Below are 16,033 nucleotides of genomic sequence, written 5' to 3' on the forward strand. Positions count from 1 at the left end.
GATCACCATGTGATTTCTGCAGGGGCAAGGCGGTTTTCGTTCACGCGCACCTCACTAATTTTGCCATCTTGGAAAAAGATGACGCGGTGGGCCATCCGTTGGATATCGGCATTATGCGTGATCACGACTGTGGTGGTCCCGAACTTTTCATTGATATCGCGAAGCACTTCGAGCACCTGAACGCCGGTTTTGCTGTCGAGTGCGCCGGTGGGTTCATCACACAGCAAAATCTGGGGGCGCTTTGCAATGGCACGTGCGATAGCGACGCGCTGCTGTTCTCCGCCGGACATCTCGGAGGGGAAGTGGTTCATCCGCTTGCCTAGTCCCACCATTTCCAGTGCTTCATCGGCAGGCATGGGGTCGGGCGCCACATCGGTCACCAGTTGTACATTCTCGAGCGCGGTCAGGCTTGGCATCAGATTATAGAACTGAAACACAAATCCCACATGGTCGCGGCGAAATTTGGTCAGCGCGCGCTCAGACATGTTCGTCAATTCGATGTCTTTAAACCAGACCCTTCCATCTGTTGCGTGATCTAATCCACCAAGAATATTTAGTAAGGTTGATTTACCACTGCCAGACGGGCCGAGAAGCACAGTGAATTCACTTTCGTACAATGCAAGATCAACACCTGCCAATGCGAAAATTTTTACTTCCCCAGTTTCATAAACCTTGGTGACACCCTCGGTCTTAAAGATCATGCCAGCCACAAAACTCTCCTATCTTGGGTTGGTTTATCGGGTGTTAGATAGACGCGATTGACCGAACTCAATTCTGTGGCGCAGAGTTGACTGCCGTCCGGGGGCGAAGATCATACCGGATCAGGCGGTATGGTTTTCGAGATAGGTGAGCAAACTGTCAAAGCTTTGCATCTGATCATAATCCGCCTCGGGCATTGGCAGGGAAAATTCGCGCCCCAAAGCGGTGACCAAATTCAGAAAATCGATGGAGTCGATATCGAATTCATCGCGCAGATCAGCCTTTGTATCGATTGTGTCGATGTCAATTTCCGGGGCGATCCGGCCAAGATGTTTGATGAGGGCTTCGCGCAGATTTGCGGGGCTCATAGTGTATCCGGCGTTTGCAACTGGCTGATGATATTCCGCAGGAAGCGGGCGCCGCGATGACCGTCACTGACCCGGTGATCTGCTGCCAATGTGATCGTAGCGCTCCGGCGTGCAATGACTCCACCGTCAAGCACAGCGGGCTGCCAGCTTGGTGTTCCGATAACGATGATCGCGACTTGCGGTGGGAAAATAACGCCAGTGATACCAGCGACGCCGCGCTCACCAAGGCTTGTCAGGGTAATGGTCGGATCTGACAGTTCACGGGCACGAAACCGGCCTTGGCGTACACGCTCAACAAGATCGCGCAATCGTACCATCAGGTGATCCAGGCTGCCCGTGTCAGTGTCGTGAATAGCGGGGGCAACCAAACCGCCGCCACGCAGGTTTATAGCCATTCCCACATGGGGCGCGTCCGCAGGAACGAACTGGCCATCCGTGAAGTGGCCATTGAACTCAGGATACTTCTTCACGGCGCGTGCAATCGCGCGCAGGAATAGCACACCCGCTACTAGTCGCTGGTCAGGTGGGCGTTCGGCATTTTGGACGGCGACAAATTCTTCGGCTGCGGTCAGATCGATGGTGTCGGACAGGTAGTAGTGCGGAATCTCTCTTTTGGAGCGCGACATTGCGTCTGAAATTGCCTGTCGCATGGCAGACATGGGCGTGGTTTCATCTAACTCTTCAAGTGGCGATAGGTCTCGCAGTGAGATAATTTTTTCCGTGCCAAATGATCTAAGGTCAATGGCTGCCTGCGCCGCGCGGCGGCGTGCGGCTGGTGTCACCCGCTGTCGCGTTCGTTCGGGCCTTCTGGGCGATAGATTTGACGCAGGAGGCACAATTTCAGGCTCGATCGGCGGCGCATTTTCCGGTGGCGGCGGTTGAATCTCCGGACCTTCCGGTTGCTGTATCGGATCAGCGGGCTCTTGTATTTCCGGTTCGGATGGCGGATCCGGAATGTCGCTGGCGCGGATCATTGCAATGGGTGTGCCGACGGGAACCTTGCGGCCCAGCGGTACCGTCCAACTGTCCAGAATGCCGTCTTCAAACACCTCGATTTCGATTGTCCCTTTTTGGGTTTCCACCGCTGCGATGATATCGCCCCGTTTGACGGGGCTTCCCGGTTCGACAAGCTGTTCGACCATAATTCCATCCTCCATATCTGCACCCAGCGAAGGCATTAAAAACGGCTTCATGGGACTTGCTTCATTAGTTGCTTTACCGCGTCCACGATGGTGGCGGGCTGTGGCAGCGCGGCCTGTTCCAGATGGCGCGCGTAGGGGATCGGGACCTCTGCGCTGCACACTCTTCCAATGGGGGCATCCAGTTCGAAGAACGACTTTTCTGCCAGACGCATTCCGATTTCCGCAGACAGGCTGCCACTGCGCCAGCCTTCATCAACCACCAGAACACGGTGGGTGCGCGCCAATGACGCGCGGATGGTGTCCATATCAAGAGGGCGCAAGCTGCGCAGGTCAATCACCTCGGCTGAAATGCCGGATTGGGCCAAGACGTCTGCAGCATCCAGAGTTTTGAAAAGTGACCCCCCGTAAGTCACCAAAGTGATATCGTCACCAGCGCGGCGTACGACGGCGCGGTCAATATCGACGGGGCCCGCGTTTTCAGCGATGTCACCTGCCATATTGTACAGCATGACATTTTCGAAAATCAGGACTGGATCCGGATCTTCAAGCGCAGTCCACAGCATGCCACGCGCGTCCTCCAGCGTGGCAGGGGCCAGTACTCTCAAACCGGGGATATGGGCATACCACCCCTCAAGGCTGTGGGAATGTTGCGCGGCGAGTTGTTTGCCTGCACCAGTCGCCATACGGATCACCACAGGTACGCCGAACTGGTTGTTAGACATGTGCCGCAAGGTAGCGGCGGTATTCATGATCTGATCCAGAGCCAGCAGGGAAAAGTTAACTGTCATGACTTCGACAATCGGGCGCATTCCTGCAATAGCGGCCCCGATGCCCGCGCCTGTAAAACCGGATTCAGACAATGGTGTGTCGCGGATACGCACGGGCCCGAACCTGTCCAGCAACCCCTTGCTGACTGCGTAGCAGCCGCCATATCGGCCTACGTCCTCTCCCATCAGGAAGACCCGGTCGTCGCGCTCCATCGCGTCAGTGATCGCGGATTTAACTGCATCGCGGTAGGTCGTCTGGATCATCGGGCCCGGTTCGGGCACGACAGGAGGAGCAGGGCGGTCAGGGGCCATAACATAGCGCGCCAAGCTCTCTACCGGCTCATCAGTGCCTGCTTCGGCAAATTTGACCGCCTCGTCTATTTCTACCAAGATCTCGGTCCTGATGTCCTGCAGATCAGCCGGCTGAATCATTCCGCTTTTGATCGCCCAACTTTCAAATCTGGCTATCGGGCCCTTATCCCGCCATTCCGCAACTTCGGCTTTGTCGCGGTAAAGCTGGGCATCAAACATCGAATGGGCCCGAAACCTGTAGGTTCGGCATTCCAGAAAATATGGCTCGTTTGTTTCTGCAATCGTTTGCAGGGCGCGACGTGCGGCCGCCTCAACAGCGACGACGTCCATGCCGTCTACAACTTCGGACTGTATGGCATAGCTGCGCGCCTTTGTGGAAATGTCAGTTTCCGCCTCAGATATATCAAGGGCGGTACCCATTGCGTAACCGTTGTTTTCACACACAAAAAGAATTGGAAGATCCCAAAGGGATGCAAGGTTAAGACTTTCGTGAAACTCACCTTCCGCAACCGCGCCTTCGCCAAAGAAACAGGCTGTGACTGCGTTGCTTGAAGTCATTTTGTCGGCGAGAGCCAGCCCGACTGCCATTGGGATGCCGCCGCCCACGATGGCATTGCCGCCGTAGAAATTGTGATCCTTGCTGAACAGGTGCATGGATCCGCCGCGACCACCTGCGCACCCTTCGGCTTTGCCGTACATCTCGGCCATGATTGCCCCCATCGGCACTCCGCGCGTCAATGCATGGCCATGTTCGCGGTATGTCGCGACCAGACGGTCCTGCGCTTCAAGAAGAGGGATGATTCCAGCCGCAATCGCCTCTTCACCGTCATACAGATGCAGAAAACCGCGTATCTTTTCCTGCGTATAGCTTTCGGCGCATTTTTCCTCAAACAGGCGAATGCGCAGCATCGTCTTGAGCAAATCGCGAACGTGGGCTGTATCAAGGCGGGGTTTGGCGCGGGTCACTGTCATTTCTCATCACTTTCGAGGGTTGAGATATCTCCTTCGGGCAGCCCCAATTCGCGGGCTTTCAACAGGCGGCGCATGATCTTGCCACTGCGGGTTTTGGGAAGGTTTTTGCGGAACGCGATTTCCTTCGGTGCCACGGCAGGTCCCAGCCGTTTGCGGGCGTGACCCAGAAGATCAAGACGCAGATCGTCAGTGGGTTCATGACCGGGTTTCAGCGCAACGAAGGCTTTCACGATTTCACCGGCGGTTTCATCTGGCAGACCGATCACCGCTACTTCGGCAACGGCACCGTGTTCCATCAAGGCGCTTTCAACCTCAAACGGTCCAATCAGATGCCCCGCGCTTTTGATGAGATCATCTGCGCGCCCAACGAACCAGAAATAGCCGTCAGCGTCCTGCATCGCGAGATCACCGGTCAGATACCAACCATCCTTAAAGCATTTGTTATAGCGTGCTTGTTCATTCAGGTAGGCGCGCATCATCGACGGCCAACCGAGCCGTAGCGCCAGTTCGCCAATGCTCATCGGCGCCGCTAATTCGGTGACGGTGTCACCTTCTACCTCAACAATGTCTGCGGTAATTCCGGGCAGCGGTTTGCCCATTGATCCCGGTTTTACATCCATGGATGCGTAGTTGGCGATCATGATGCCGCCGGTCTCGGTTTGCCACCAATTGTCATGAAATGGTTTGCCGAATGCCTGATTGCTCCAGATCACGGTCGCAGGGTTCAGCGGCTCACCGACGCTTGCCATGAACCGCAAATCTGGAAAACGGTGCTGACCAATGACCTCTGTCCCCGCCTTCATCAACATTCGGATCGCGGTGGGGGCCGTGTACCAGACATTGACACCTTCGGTTTCCAGAATGTCGTACCATCGGGCGGCATCGAATTCGGCTTCGTCCACGATCATGGTACATCTATTGGTGAGCGGAGCGATGATGCCGTAGGATGTGCCCGTCACCCATCCGGGATCAGCCGTGCACCAATAGATATCGTCGGTACGCAAATCTAATGCAGTGCGTCCGGTTTCGGTGTGCGCAACAACGGCCTGATGCACATGAACGACGCCCTTGGGTTTGCCGGTTGTGCCAGACGTGAAATGCAACAGCGCCGGATCTTCTTGATCGGTTTGCGCAGTGGCAAACGTGCTGGATGCGGCATCCATCAGCGGCTTTAGCGCTGTCGTGCCAGAGGTCTCACCATCAATCGTAAGAACCCTATTCAAACCGGGCAGCGTGTCGCGAATACCTGCGACTTTTCGTTTGTATAATCGAGTTGATGTAATCAGCGCCTTGGCACCGCCGATCTCCATCCGGGCCTGAATGGGCTCGGGCCCGAATGCTGAAAAGAGCGGGCAAAAAACAAAGCCCGCTTTCATTGTGCCAAGGGCCGCGATGTAAAGGTCGGGCACGCGGCCCAATAATGTGTAGACCGTGTCGCCCTTTTTCAGGCCCATCTCTTGAAGAATGTTGGCAAAACGGTTGGTTAACTCGGAAAGATCGCCGTAGGTGTAATCGGTCCGTTCACTCGATTTGGCGATCCAGCGCAGCGCAATTTGGTCGCCATGGCCAACTGCGACATGGCGCTCGATCGCCTCATGCGCGATGTTGAGGTGGCCGTTCGGCAACCATTCGAGCGACGCTTGCGCATCAGCCCAGTTAAAACTGTCATACCGCTGCTGATAATCGGGCATATTCGCCGCAGCGCGTTGGGCTGCGGTCTTTGAGATGATGTCCTTTGCCGCAGTAGTTTCGGTCATTGGGCTACAAACCCGCCATCGACAGGGATGACCGCACCCGTCATGAAGGATGCGCGGGGTGAGCATAGCCAGACGATCAGTTCGGCTACCTCTTGCGGCGTGCCAATGCGGCCGATGGGATGCAGCGGGTCCATCATCTCGCCGGTTGATTGTGCGCCGCCTGTTGCCTGTTCGGCCAAAGAATCCAACATGCGGGTATCAATGCCACCCGGGCAGACCGCATTTACACGGATGCCGGATTTGGCATATTCGAGCGCGGCGTTCTTGGTTAAGCCTGCCACGCCGTGCTTGGACGCAACATAGGGCGATAATCCCGGGAAGCCGATCAATCCTGCCACCGACGATAGGTTTACGATCGTACCGCCGCCCGTCTTTAGCATCGCGGCGATTTCGGCTCTCAGGCACAAGAACGTACCCTTTAGATTGACCGATATGATCGCATCAAAATTCTCGTCCGGTTGCTCCGCCAAAGGCGCTATCTTGCCTTCGATACCGGCGTTATTCACAGCGCAATCTATCTGGCCGTAGGTAGCAACAGCTTGATCTATCAGGTTTGTGACATCGGCGGGCTTTGACACGTCCGCGACCACCATCGTTGCTTTGCCGTGTTTCTTTTCGATCAGCGCTACGGTTTCGGCGGCGCCGTTGCTGTCGATATCTGATACGACAACTTGCGCGCCTTCAGCTGCAAAACAAAGCGCTGTCGTGCGGCCGATGCCAGCCGCCGCACCAGTGATAACGACCGTCAGTCCATCAACGAGTCCCATTCCAGTCCCCTATGTATTTGAGTGGCAAGTTGTAGATTTCTCGGACCAGAGTGCCTGATGCGCACGCTGGTCTGATTGAGCGATGTCAATTGGAGTGATCCAAACCGGAATAATCTGACCGCTATCAATCAGCCTAAGTCAGAAAGAGGTGGCTCGGATGAAGATCAACGCGTTTCCCGAATACGACGTCAGCGAAAACACCACAGGGTGTTGTCCGCGTTTCAAACCGGAAGGGTGGGACAACCAGCAGCTGCATTTCGAGGATAAGAAATTTGTTCGCGCTACGACGCGCAGTGCAATGCATGTTCCATGGAATATGGGGGCTGTTTTTACCCGTGTCCAAGAACACATAGAGGGCGCTGGTGCCGCTGATCCGACAACAGAAATCGTCCTGAGCCATGATCTGTCCGCGTGGCAAGCAGAGCATTTTTTCGCCGTTCCAAAAGATGTTCCCGCCGAAGAAATGACCACGCTATCAGGCGATTTCATTACGCGTGTTTTTGAAGGGCCGTATCGCCGCGCCAAGGACTTCGAACATGACATGCGGATCGCAGCAAAGGCCATGGGTAAGACAGCCAAGGACGTGTTCTTTTTCTATACGACATGCCCCAAATGCGCCAAGGCGTACGGCGAAAATTATATGGTTGGTGTCGCGCGGGTCTAATACATTGCGCACAGCCAAAAGATACCAGCATGGGCACTGGCGGATTCCGCAATCAGATCAAATCTGGCACATCTTCAATGTTGCGGATATCTCGGGAACGCCTGATATATCCAGCCGCATTTTGTAAGGTTCTGCCGATGTCCTTACGGGAACTGCGCAAAACGCCAGTAAGGCTGCCAAGGCCAAGGCGATCAATATCCATTTCCTATGTTTCGTCATAGGTTTGCTGTCCTGTCTGTTGCGTAGCGTAATGGCTCTTGCAAGCTACCTCTTGTCCGCGAATAACGCGTTTTCCTTCCAGTGTGCCTTTTTGCTCGGTAACGACTGTCACCTGGCCTTCAGGCTGATCGGTGCGTTCAAAATAGATAACAACCCAATCGCGGTTCTTTCCGAAACGGTGCGCCGCCGGACTGTTGGAAAATAACGCAGTGAATTGCCATCCGTCCCTTTCCGTATGCAGGATCGGTAGCTGGGTTTCGCCCGATGGATTGAACCTGCGTGGCTTGATCGTTGGAAGTTGGTCCAAAGTGCTGCGATAAATCTGATCGACGGCTAGAATTTCCGCAACGGGTGGGCGCTGCTGATCCGCAGATACATGTCGGGGGCGTCTGCGCGCCAACATGTCGGATAGCGAGTGGCGCAGGCCCTCTACCCGGCGTGGCCCAAAGCCTTTGATGTTGGCCAGCCGCCCGTCGTGCGCAGCAGCTTCCAGCGCTTCCAGCGTCTCTATCCCCAGTTGATCATGGATTTGGTGTGCCAGCGCTGGGCCAATCATCGGAACGGTTTGAAGTACCTTTTCAGGGTCTGCCGCCCCCCGCAATCTATCTAGCAGGCTTGAGCGCCCAGTATCAAAAATTTCGGCGATTGTGGCTGCGATGGATTGCCCAATTGTCGGCAATTCATCCAAGCCGCGTTTTCCCCCGCGTTCATAATCAAGCCGGACGGGATGGGACAATCCACGTAGATAACTAGCCGCATCACGGTACGCCCTAACGCGAAAGAGCGAAGCGTTCTGTTTGTCCAAAAGATCGGCCACGTCGTCGAGCTTGCCTGCGACAAAGTGATTTTCAGAGAGTGCATCGGTTTGCGCAGATAGGGGAGCCATGGATTTCTCCGGTAAATTTCCGTCCTGAGCATAATGCACATTAAGAAAAGCTGCATTGACGTCGGTCAATCACCAAAGGCCTGACATGTTCGTGCTCTAGGTATGGAATTATCTCCAGACTGCGATGGGCTTCGGACCTGTCGATCACTATTTCAAAGTTGAAGGTGCCGAATTTTCTGCGTCTGCTTCCCCGCGGTTACTCGGCCTTCATTGCGGCGTCCCACGCGCCGGGGCAAAGCGTTTCTAATTCTTCGCGGGTTACTGGAAGACCTTCTGGTGCAAATGCTGCCATCGCTGTGCCGTGTCTAAGCAAGATCACGAGCGGCTGTTTGTAGCCGGAGACGAACACGGCCTCGTTTGTGTGCTCCGCCGTGATTTTGCGTTCCGATATCATCGCAACCCAATATGACCCGACCTTGATGATCTGCTCTAGCGATACGGTCATCGACGCGGTCCGTAAATGCGCCATACGAACTCCGCTGCAGGGACGAAAAGAGCGGCCACCGTGACGCGGACCACTGCGGTCATATTGCACCTCAATGTCCGCTGATGGAAATCCGGCCGTAGATCCAGCGACATTACAGAAGGCAGAGAGTTGGCGTATTGCAGAGGCATCAACATACCGCAGAGCTGCCCGGTTTCGGCGGGATCGCCGAGGCCATAAACGCCGTCTATATGCAATTCTACCAGATGGATGCGACGCAAAACACCTAGGATAAGCTTTGGCAAAGCCCGAACTGCGGCACCATCAACACGCTTGAGCCTGGAAATTGTGTGCTTCTTAGCTTGCTGCGGCTTTTGACCGGACTTTTTGTCAGCCCCGCCTTGACGCTTTTGGCCTACGGTCAGGCGGGGTGCGATCCCGGAAAATGCACGTATTTCGATCCGGTAGAAAGGCCTTGAGGAGTTGTTCAGGTGAACACTGACAAGGACCGGAGTGATCAGGGCCAAAACGACCAAGGTCACGATTGTCATCACCAACCAGAAAAGGATCGCGAGCATCAGTTCCATATGACTTCAGTCGCTGGTTTTGTTTTTGCTGGATGCCATTTTGTCAAAAACAACGGTCGCGGCTTCGGCGGCGATTTCGGTGATATTGGTCAACGTGCCTTTCACGGATTCCACCCGTGCTCCATCTTTGTCGAAGATAATCGCACCCAATGGTTTGATGCCGCCACCCGCACCGGTGCCTGCTGAATTGCCGGATTTCTGAGCCGTATTCCCGCCCGCGCCAAAGCCGAAACCGTAGCTGACAATCGGGATTACGGTGGCTCCCTCGCGCTCTATCGGGTCGCCAAGGACATTTTTGGCATTCAATAACCGGTCAAGCTCTTCCACGGTGCCTTTTAGTAGTCTGTCAACGTCTTCCATTTTCCACTCCTGAAATTTTCAAATTATGTTTTGCGAACAGCAATCTTCGGTAGAGGCTTGGCCGTTCTGCCGGATTTGCGTGCCGCAGCTCTTGTCCGCGGGGTGCGTGGCGGTCTGATGTTCAGACGGCTAAGCTGGTAATTTAGGTCGGGCCATCAGGACGGGTCATGCGATCCACCTGAGGCACCAAGTAAATGTATCTTGGGGCAGGGCAGGGTTCTTGATATTTATCAATCTGAGAAAACCGAACGACGGTTTGCATACGCCCAAGCTGCTGGCAGTGGGCTAAACAGGTCGCAATTTTTCGGGCAGCTCGCTTCGACCGGTACTGCAGGTTGGGAAGCCTTCGGGTGAGCAGAATCTTGCTGAAAGTATGCTGTTTGGCGTAGGTATTGATCCTGATCAATGCTGGCTGAAATAATGTCGCCTACGAATGGTCCCAAGCTATGAAGGCTACCGTAGCAGGGGGGAGGCGTTCATTATGACTGACAAACATATCAATCTGGATATCATGCAGCTGCTTGGACCGGGCGGGCAATCAATGCCGTGTCAAATTCCTTACAAACGTGCCGAGCTTACCTATGAAACGCAGAAATACATGCATGCTCTTGGACCAACGCCGAAGCGCTGTCTTGAAGCGCTCGCGGATCTTGGCCTGTCTAATCCAGAGATCGCGCGGTATTTGAAGATACCGAAAGGTATCGTGAAAGACCTGCGGGAGGTCTGGCATATCAACGGCGAAAGCTGAGATACCGTCGTGCTCCGCAGGAGATCATGATCGGCGCACCAAGCGTTCGCCATTTGACCTATTTGGTCCGCGCAGCGGCGTTTTGTCTTATCCGAAATTTTTGGATGTCTGCGGTAAATTGTCGAAGTCTACGCGCCCCTCCCCTGAGAATGATCACCCAACCATCGGCAGACATTCCCGACCGAAGCCATCAATCAAATTCAGCATTCGGAAACTAAGCACACAAGATAGGCTGTTAGACACGAAACCGCGTGATCACCTGCTGGCCCTAGGTTGCTCAACTACTGAAAAACTGTTGATTTTCTGGGTAAATTGCACCGCTCAGTTCGGCCAGCTATGCGCTCGTAGGCACATAAACTGGCCGAGAAGCTTGAATTTCGCACCCCCAGCGACGCTGCGATGGCCATGAAGGGTGCGCAGAAAGTAGATATTATTTGCTAAAATACGATTCTAAGCATAGCTGGTTTCGCCGATACGAAATTGATCTTTGTCAGTCGATCTTCGTCAGTTTTTCTTTACTAACGTGTCCACAGACGGTCTTCTAAGGTCTGTTGAGGTGCAGAAACCGCGGGCGGCTCAGAACAGAACAATAGTCCTTGTGGCAGGAAGTCGACACTACATGGCGCGAAACACGAAGAGCACTGCTGCAACAGGAAAGCTCAAGTCTGCCGATCTGTCAGGCTCCGAAAAGACCTTAGACGAGAAAACAAATGGTGTAGTTCCTGTTGTTGGTGTGGGGGCATCTGCTGGAGGCCTGAAAGCATACAGCACGTTGCTTGATGCCATGCCCGCAGACAGTGGTGCGGCCTTCATCTTTGTTCATCACGTCGATCCGGACCACAAAAGCCTTATGGCTGATATTCTTGCCAACCGAACGGAAATGCCCGTGGTGCTGGCTGAAGACCAGAGCGTGGTTCAGGCGAACCATGTCTATTTCATACCACCAAATAAATTCATCGAGATCGCCGATGGCGTCCTGAAATTATCGGAGCCTAAAGACCGTCGCGGCGCGAGAATGCCAATTGACGTTTTTTTGCGGTCTCTGGCCAAAGATTTGTCTCACCATGCTATTGCAGTCATCATGTCAGGCACCGGCAGCGATGGATCTGCAGCCATACGTGAGATCAAAGACAACGGTGGTATCGTACTGGTGCAGGAACCGTCCGAGGCGGAGCATGACGGGATGCCGCGCAGCGCAGTTGCGACATTGGCGGCAGATCACGTTGTTGCGATTGCCAAGATGCCGGAAATTATTGCCAACTATGTCCAGCATATCTCCAGCCAAAAGGGGTTTGTTAAGAAAGCTCTAGGTGAGAAAGCAAAGGGATCTCTGGCGGAGATAATCAATGTTCTAAAGACCCATTCGGCTATCAATTTTGATCTTTACAAAGAAGGTACATTGCTACGCCGGATCGAGCGGCGCATGGCGTTGCGGCACATGGAAAGCTCGGGCGACTATCTTGCCCTATTGAAGGACTCGGCGGAAGAAGCACGTTGCTTGTGTTCTGATCTTCTCATTAGCGTGACATCCTTTTTCAGGGACAGTGAAGCTATGGAGTGTCTGGAAAAGGACGTCCTGGAAGAGCTTGTAAAGTCGCATGACTCTTCGCGTCCGCTGCGTGTTTGGGTGCCTGGATGCGCCACGGGAGAAGAAGCCTATTCTTTAGCTATGCTCATCATTGAGAATATTTCTTCTCTACGCAAAGACGTGAAGCTTCAGATTTTTGCCTCCGATGTTGATGAACATGCCCTATCAATAGCACGAAATGGCGTCTATTCGGATTCCATTGCCGAAGATGTCTCGGCTGCGCGACTGAAACGGTTTTTCACCAAGGAAGACCATAGCTATCGAGTCACGTCGGAGCTGCGCGATACAGTTGTTTTTGCCAATCAAGACATTCTGTCAGACGCGCCGTTCTCAAAGCTGGATATGATATCGTGCCGCAATTTGCTGATATATCTCACGCCGGATGCTCAGGCGCGTGTCATCAAGATGTTTCATTTTGCACTTAACTACGATGGCATTCTGTATTTGGGCTCGTCCGAAACAACGAACAACCATGACACCTTATTTGAGCCGCTGTCAAAGAAGTACCGAATTTTCAAACGAATTGGCCATGTGCATAGTCATGCTTTTGATTTTCCGGTGGTGCGCCGTCGCTTGCCGAACACATCAATTGCTCCTGCCAGAGGCCAGTTCCGCGCCAGGAGCGACAAATTAGCGGAGCTGAGTCAAAGCCTGCTCATAGAGCACTATGCGCCCGCTGCCGTTCTTATCGATGCACAGTCGAACGCCCTCTATTTTGAGGGACCAACGGACAATTATCTAAGAGTGCCATCAGGCGAGACCAGCCGCAATCTACTGGCGATGGCGCGGGAGGGGCTGCGGGCGCGTCTTAGTGGCGCCATCCGTGCGGCGCGAATGGGGGAGGATGGCTCCAAACAAAGCGCGACGATCACGCGTGCCAAAGAAAAGATTTTGGTGGAAATACAGGTCCATCCAGTCACGCTAGACGGGGTGGAGTTGTTCTTAGTGACTTTCGCGGACCAACCGACAACATCGATGGCTCCCGGGTCTGCCACTCCCAGTTCAGAAGCCAATCTTCAGCTTGAGCAAGAGCTTGAAACGACGCGTGCCGATTTGCGCAACACAATCAGCGACTATGAAAAGTCTACGGAAGAGCTGAAAGCGGTGAATGAAGAAGCAATGTCGATGAACGAGGAGTTCCAATCGACAAACGAAGAACTGGAAACATCCAAGGAAGAGCTGCAATCGCTCAACGAAGAGTTGACGACGTTGAATTCGCAACTTCAACAGAAGATCGAAGATGAAGGCAGGGTATCGAATGATTTGAACAATCTGCTGGCAAGTTCTGGCATTGCGACGCTGTTCCTGGATACCAAATTCAAGATTATGCGCTTCACGCCGGCAGCCCGAGAGCTTTTCAACCTGATTACCAGCGATATCGGCCGCCCGTTCAGTGACATCACCAGCAGAATTAAGGATCCACATTTGATTAAGGATGCTGAAGGGGTTCTCGAAACCCTTACCGTATCCGAATGCGAAGTCACGGATGATAGCGGCAAGTGGTTCGTCCGCCGTGTCCTCCCTTACCGTACGCAAACTGGCAAGGTTGATGGCGTTGTGGTCACCTTTTCGGACGTGACGCATCTTAAGGCATTGCAACAAAAGACCAATACAGCAATGCAATTTGCCGAAAGTATCATCAGCACGGTGCGTGAAGCAATGCTTGTGCTTGATGGCGACTTTACAATTATGTCGGCTAACAACTCCTTCAGAAGCCAGTTTGAAACGGACGAAGCCGACTTGATCGGAAAAAATCTGTTCTCGATTCAGGGCGGGCAATGGGATGTGCCGCGACTACGTCAACTGATGGAAGGCATTCTATCGGAGCAAACTACAGTAGAGGCTTTCTATCTGACACTGGAAACAGCCAATCTCGACACGCGTGAAATGGTGCTGAATGCGCGCAGAATAATCAAATGCCCGGAGACTTCTGAATGCATACTGCTTGCTGTGGAAGACGTGACCGAAACGCTTGTTGTGCAAAAGGCCTCTCAGGATCGCGAGGCGCGGCTAACGGCCATTCTTGATGCCACCCCTGAGGCGATTTTGACAATCGATGAGAACGGCGTGGTTGGCATGTTCAACTCTGGCGCGGAGGACCTTTTTGGGTTTAAGGCCCATGAGGTAGTTAATCAAAACGTCAGCATGCTCATGCCCGAACCTGACAAGAGTAGCCATGACGAGTATTTGCGGAACTACCACAGAACCGGCGAAAAGAAGATTATCGGAATAGGGCGCGAAATGAATGCGCTGCGCAAGGATGGCAAACTGGTTCCGATCCAGTTGTTGGTTTCTGAGCTGGAATTGAACGGTAACCGCCATTACCTTGGCATTATTCATGATCTAACGACCGAGAGACGACGGCAGGCCGAACTCAGACGGGCGCAAAAGATGGAAGCGGTCGGTCAGCTGACGGGCGGCTTGGCGCATGATTTCAACAATCTGTTGACCGTCGTTATCGGAAATCTGGAACTGCTTGAGATGCGCACTGAAGATGCAAAGATGCAAACGCTGATCCATGAGGCGCTCGAAGCGTCCAATTTGGGCGCGTCTCTTACAAGTCAACTGCTTTCGTTCTCGAAGAAACAGGCGCTTGAGCCAAAAAGAGTTGAACTAAACCAACTTGTTAAGACGATGCTGCCGATCCTTGAACGCACGTTCAATGAGAATGTTTTTATTGAGACCGATCTGGCTGGCGACCTGAAACAAACACTGGCAGACCCCGGCCAGATTGAAAGCGCGATCCTTAATCTGGCTTTGAATGCGCGTGATGCCATGGAAGATGGCGGAACATTGATGATCCAGACGCGTAACATTGTCTTGGATGATGATTATGTCGCATCACAAATCGATGTAAGGTCCGGCGAATATGTCTGCCTGTCTGTAACTGATTCAGGGGGCGGGATGGATATCGCCACAAAGGCAAAAGCCTTTGAACCCTTCTTTACGACAAAAGGTCCGGGCGCGGGATCGGGGCTTGGCCTTAGCATGGTCTACGGATTTGCAAAGCAATCAGGCGGGCACGTCGCAATTTACAGCGAAGTGGGGCAGGGAACGACGGTAAATTTATTCCTGCCTGCTATAAATGCGGGACCTGACGCAAACGCGGACGCAAAGCTGCAACAAACATCTGCCGGAGGAGGCGAGACCATCCTTGTTGTTGAGGACGATCCGAAAGTTCTGCGACTGACGATCACCCGACTTCGCGATTTGAAATACAATGTTATCGCGGCAACTGATGGGCCGAAGGCAATGGAGATACTGAAGCAACGCAATGATATTGACCTTGTTTTGTCGGATGTTGTGATGCCCGGGGGTATGACGGGTTTCGACGTGGCAAAGCAGGCATTGTCCATGAAACCGGGTTTGAAAATCCTGCTGGCGACGGGATATGCCAAAACGCCTGTTTTAGGCGATGCAGCCAGTGCCAAATCGGACCATAGGATTCTACGCAAACCGTATGGCATGAAAGAGCTGGCTGAAGCTTTGCGGACATTACTGGATTGATCCTCGGTCTTTAAAACGGGCAAAGCTGCGCCTCTGACTTTTCGTCGGCTCAGGGTTGGTCTGTTTCGACCTAGGGAAGCAGGCGAAAAAGTGTTTAGGATTCTTTTGTGGCGAGCAGGATGTTTTCGAAACGTCCTCAAAGTTCAGTCGCGGGCGGTTGGGCTGTGGGTCACAGTGCTGTCGTTTGATATTGATCAATTCTCATTCGAATTTCCATGTCAGTCAGATAGCTGATCATAACGAAGCTGTTCGCAGGTCGTTGCTTT

The 16,033-nt window shown here is 53.5% G+C and carries 13 protein-coding genes; 3 read left to right on the forward strand and 10 right to left on the reverse strand.

The genetic code is table 11. The features are described 5' to 3' along the window. Nucleotides 1-2 precede the first annotated feature (2 nt). From K3757_RS02045 to K3757_RS02070, 6 genes are all read right to left on the reverse strand, one after another. Complete coding sequence (locus K3757_RS02045) at nucleotides 3-701, reverse strand: ABC transporter ATP-binding protein (protein WP_260001167.1); 699 nt, start codon at nucleotides 699-701, stop codon at nucleotides 3-5. A 120-nt stretch (nucleotides 702-821) separates the two neighbouring features. Then, nucleotides 822-1,067, reverse strand: coding sequence for an acyl carrier protein (locus tag K3757_RS02050; protein WP_259998848.1), 246 nt, complete (start codon nucleotides 1,065-1,067; stop codon nucleotides 822-824). After that, a complete protein-coding gene (locus tag K3757_RS02055) occupies nucleotides 1,064-2,260 on the reverse strand; it encodes a dihydrolipoamide acetyltransferase family protein (RefSeq protein ID WP_259998850.1) in 1,197 nt (398 codons plus the stop codon). The genes K3757_RS02050 and K3757_RS02055 overlap by 4 nt, the downstream gene beginning before the upstream one ends. Beyond that, the gene (gene pdhA, locus K3757_RS02060; protein WP_259998852.1) at nucleotides 2,257-4,260 is read right to left on the reverse strand and encodes a pyruvate dehydrogenase (acetyl-transferring) E1 component subunit alpha; all 2,004 of its coding nucleotides are present in this window, start codon (nucleotides 4,258-4,260) and stop codon (nucleotides 2,257-2,259) included. Before pdhA ends, K3757_RS02055 begins: the two co-directional genes overlap by 4 nt. Then, on the reverse strand, nucleotides 4,257-6,017 hold the full coding sequence (gene acsA / locus K3757_RS02065) for an acetate--CoA ligase (RefSeq protein ID WP_259998854.1): 1,761 nt from the start codon (nucleotides 6,015-6,017) through the stop codon (nucleotides 4,257-4,259). Before acsA ends, pdhA begins: the two co-directional genes overlap by 4 nt. Continuing rightward, nucleotides 6,014-6,784 carry a glucose 1-dehydrogenase gene (locus tag K3757_RS02070; protein ID WP_259998856.1) on the reverse strand — a complete coding sequence of 257 codons (771 nt, stop codon included), beginning with the start codon at nucleotides 6,782-6,784 and terminating at the stop codon, nucleotides 6,014-6,016. Before K3757_RS02070 ends, acsA begins: the two co-directional genes overlap by 4 nt. A 157-nt stretch (nucleotides 6,785-6,941) precedes the next feature. On the opposite strand from K3757_RS02070, the gene K3757_RS02075 reads away from it, so the two are divergent. Then, complete coding sequence (locus tag K3757_RS02075) at nucleotides 6,942-7,448, forward strand: hydrolase (protein WP_259998858.1); 507 nt, start codon at nucleotides 6,942-6,944, stop codon at nucleotides 7,446-7,448. Nucleotides 7,449-7,653: 205 nt separating this feature from the next. Here K3757_RS02075 and K3757_RS02080 read toward each other — a convergent pair whose 3' ends face one another. The 4 genes from K3757_RS02080 to K3757_RS02095 all read right to left on the reverse strand — a co-directional run bounded on the left by K3757_RS02080 (nucleotide 7,654) and on the right by K3757_RS02095 (nucleotide 9,924). Continuing rightward, complete coding sequence (locus K3757_RS02080) at nucleotides 7,654-8,553, reverse strand: helix-hairpin-helix domain-containing protein (RefSeq protein WP_259998860.1); 900 nt, start codon at nucleotides 8,551-8,553, stop codon at nucleotides 7,654-7,656. A gap of 196 nt (nucleotides 8,554-8,749) precedes the next feature. Beyond that, the gene (locus tag K3757_RS02085) at nucleotides 8,750-8,998 is read right to left on the reverse strand and encodes a hypothetical protein (protein ID WP_259998862.1); all 249 of its coding nucleotides are present in this window, start codon (nucleotides 8,996-8,998) and stop codon (nucleotides 8,750-8,752) included. Continuing rightward, nucleotides 8,995-9,564, reverse strand: coding sequence for a DUF2953 domain-containing protein (locus K3757_RS02090; protein ID WP_259998864.1), 570 nt, complete (start codon nucleotides 9,562-9,564; stop codon nucleotides 8,995-8,997). The genes K3757_RS02085 and K3757_RS02090 overlap by 4 nt, the downstream gene beginning before the upstream one ends. 6 nt (nucleotides 9,565-9,570) lie before the next feature. Next, a complete protein-coding gene (locus K3757_RS02095; RefSeq protein ID WP_259998866.1) occupies nucleotides 9,571-9,924 on the reverse strand; it encodes a GerW family sporulation protein in 354 nt (117 codons plus the stop codon). A 481-nt stretch (nucleotides 9,925-10,405) separates the two neighbouring features. Between K3757_RS02095 and K3757_RS02100 the strand changes: the two genes are divergently transcribed. After that, on the forward strand, nucleotides 10,406-10,672 hold the full coding sequence (locus K3757_RS02100; RefSeq protein ID WP_259998868.1) for a hypothetical protein: 267 nt from the start codon (nucleotides 10,406-10,408) through the stop codon (nucleotides 10,670-10,672). 487 nt (nucleotides 10,673-11,159) lie between these two features. After that, the gene (locus tag K3757_RS02105; protein WP_259998870.1) at nucleotides 11,160-15,767 is read left to right on the forward strand and encodes a CheR family methyltransferase; all 4,608 of its coding nucleotides are present in this window, start codon (nucleotides 11,160-11,162) and stop codon (nucleotides 15,765-15,767) included. Nucleotides 15,768-16,033: the final 266 nt, after the last annotated feature.

Origin of the sequence: Sulfitobacter sp. S223 (genome assembly GCF_025143825.1) — a bacterium.
Taxonomy (GTDB): domain Bacteria; phylum Pseudomonadota; class Alphaproteobacteria; order Rhodobacterales; family Rhodobacteraceae; genus Sulfitobacter.

Coding starts and splice junctions, on each gene's coding strand:
- K3757_RS02095 (WP_259998866.1), bottom strand. CDS start 9,924: ATGGAAGACGTTGACAGACTACTAAAAGGCACCGTGGAAGAGCTTGAC.
- K3757_RS02080 (WP_259998860.1), bottom strand. CDS start 8,553: ATGGCTCCCCTATCTGCGCAAACCGATGCACTCTCTGAAAATCACTTT.
- K3757_RS02070 (WP_259998856.1), bottom strand. CDS start 6,784: ATGGGACTCGTTGATGGACTGACGGTCGTTATCACTGGTGCGGCGGCT.
- pdhA (WP_259998852.1), bottom strand. CDS start 4,260: ATGACAGTGACCCGCGCCAAACCCCGCCTTGATACAGCCCACGTTCGC.
- K3757_RS02050 (WP_259998848.1), bottom strand. CDS start 1,067: ATGAGCCCCGCAAATCTGCGCGAAGCCCTCATCAAACATCTTGGCCGG.
- K3757_RS02100 (WP_259998868.1), top strand. CDS start 10,406: ATGACTGACAAACATATCAATCTGGATATCATGCAGCTGCTTGGACCG.
- K3757_RS02075 (WP_259998858.1), top strand. CDS start 6,942: ATGAAGATCAACGCGTTTCCCGAATACGACGTCAGCGAAAACACCACA.
- K3757_RS02085 (WP_259998862.1), bottom strand. CDS start 8,998: ATGACCGTATCGCTAGAGCAGATCATCAAGGTCGGGTCATATTGGGTT.
- acsA (WP_259998854.1), bottom strand. CDS start 6,017: ATGACCGAAACTACTGCGGCAAAGGACATCATCTCAAAGACCGCAGCC.
- K3757_RS02055 (WP_259998850.1), bottom strand. CDS start 2,260: ATGAAGCCGTTTTTAATGCCTTCGCTGGGTGCAGATATGGAGGATGGA.
- K3757_RS02090 (WP_259998864.1), bottom strand. CDS start 9,564: ATGGAACTGATGCTCGCGATCCTTTTCTGGTTGGTGATGACAATCGTG.
- K3757_RS02045 (WP_260001167.1), bottom strand. CDS start 701: ATGATCTTTAAGACCGAGGGTGTCACCAAGGTTTATGAAACTGGGGAA.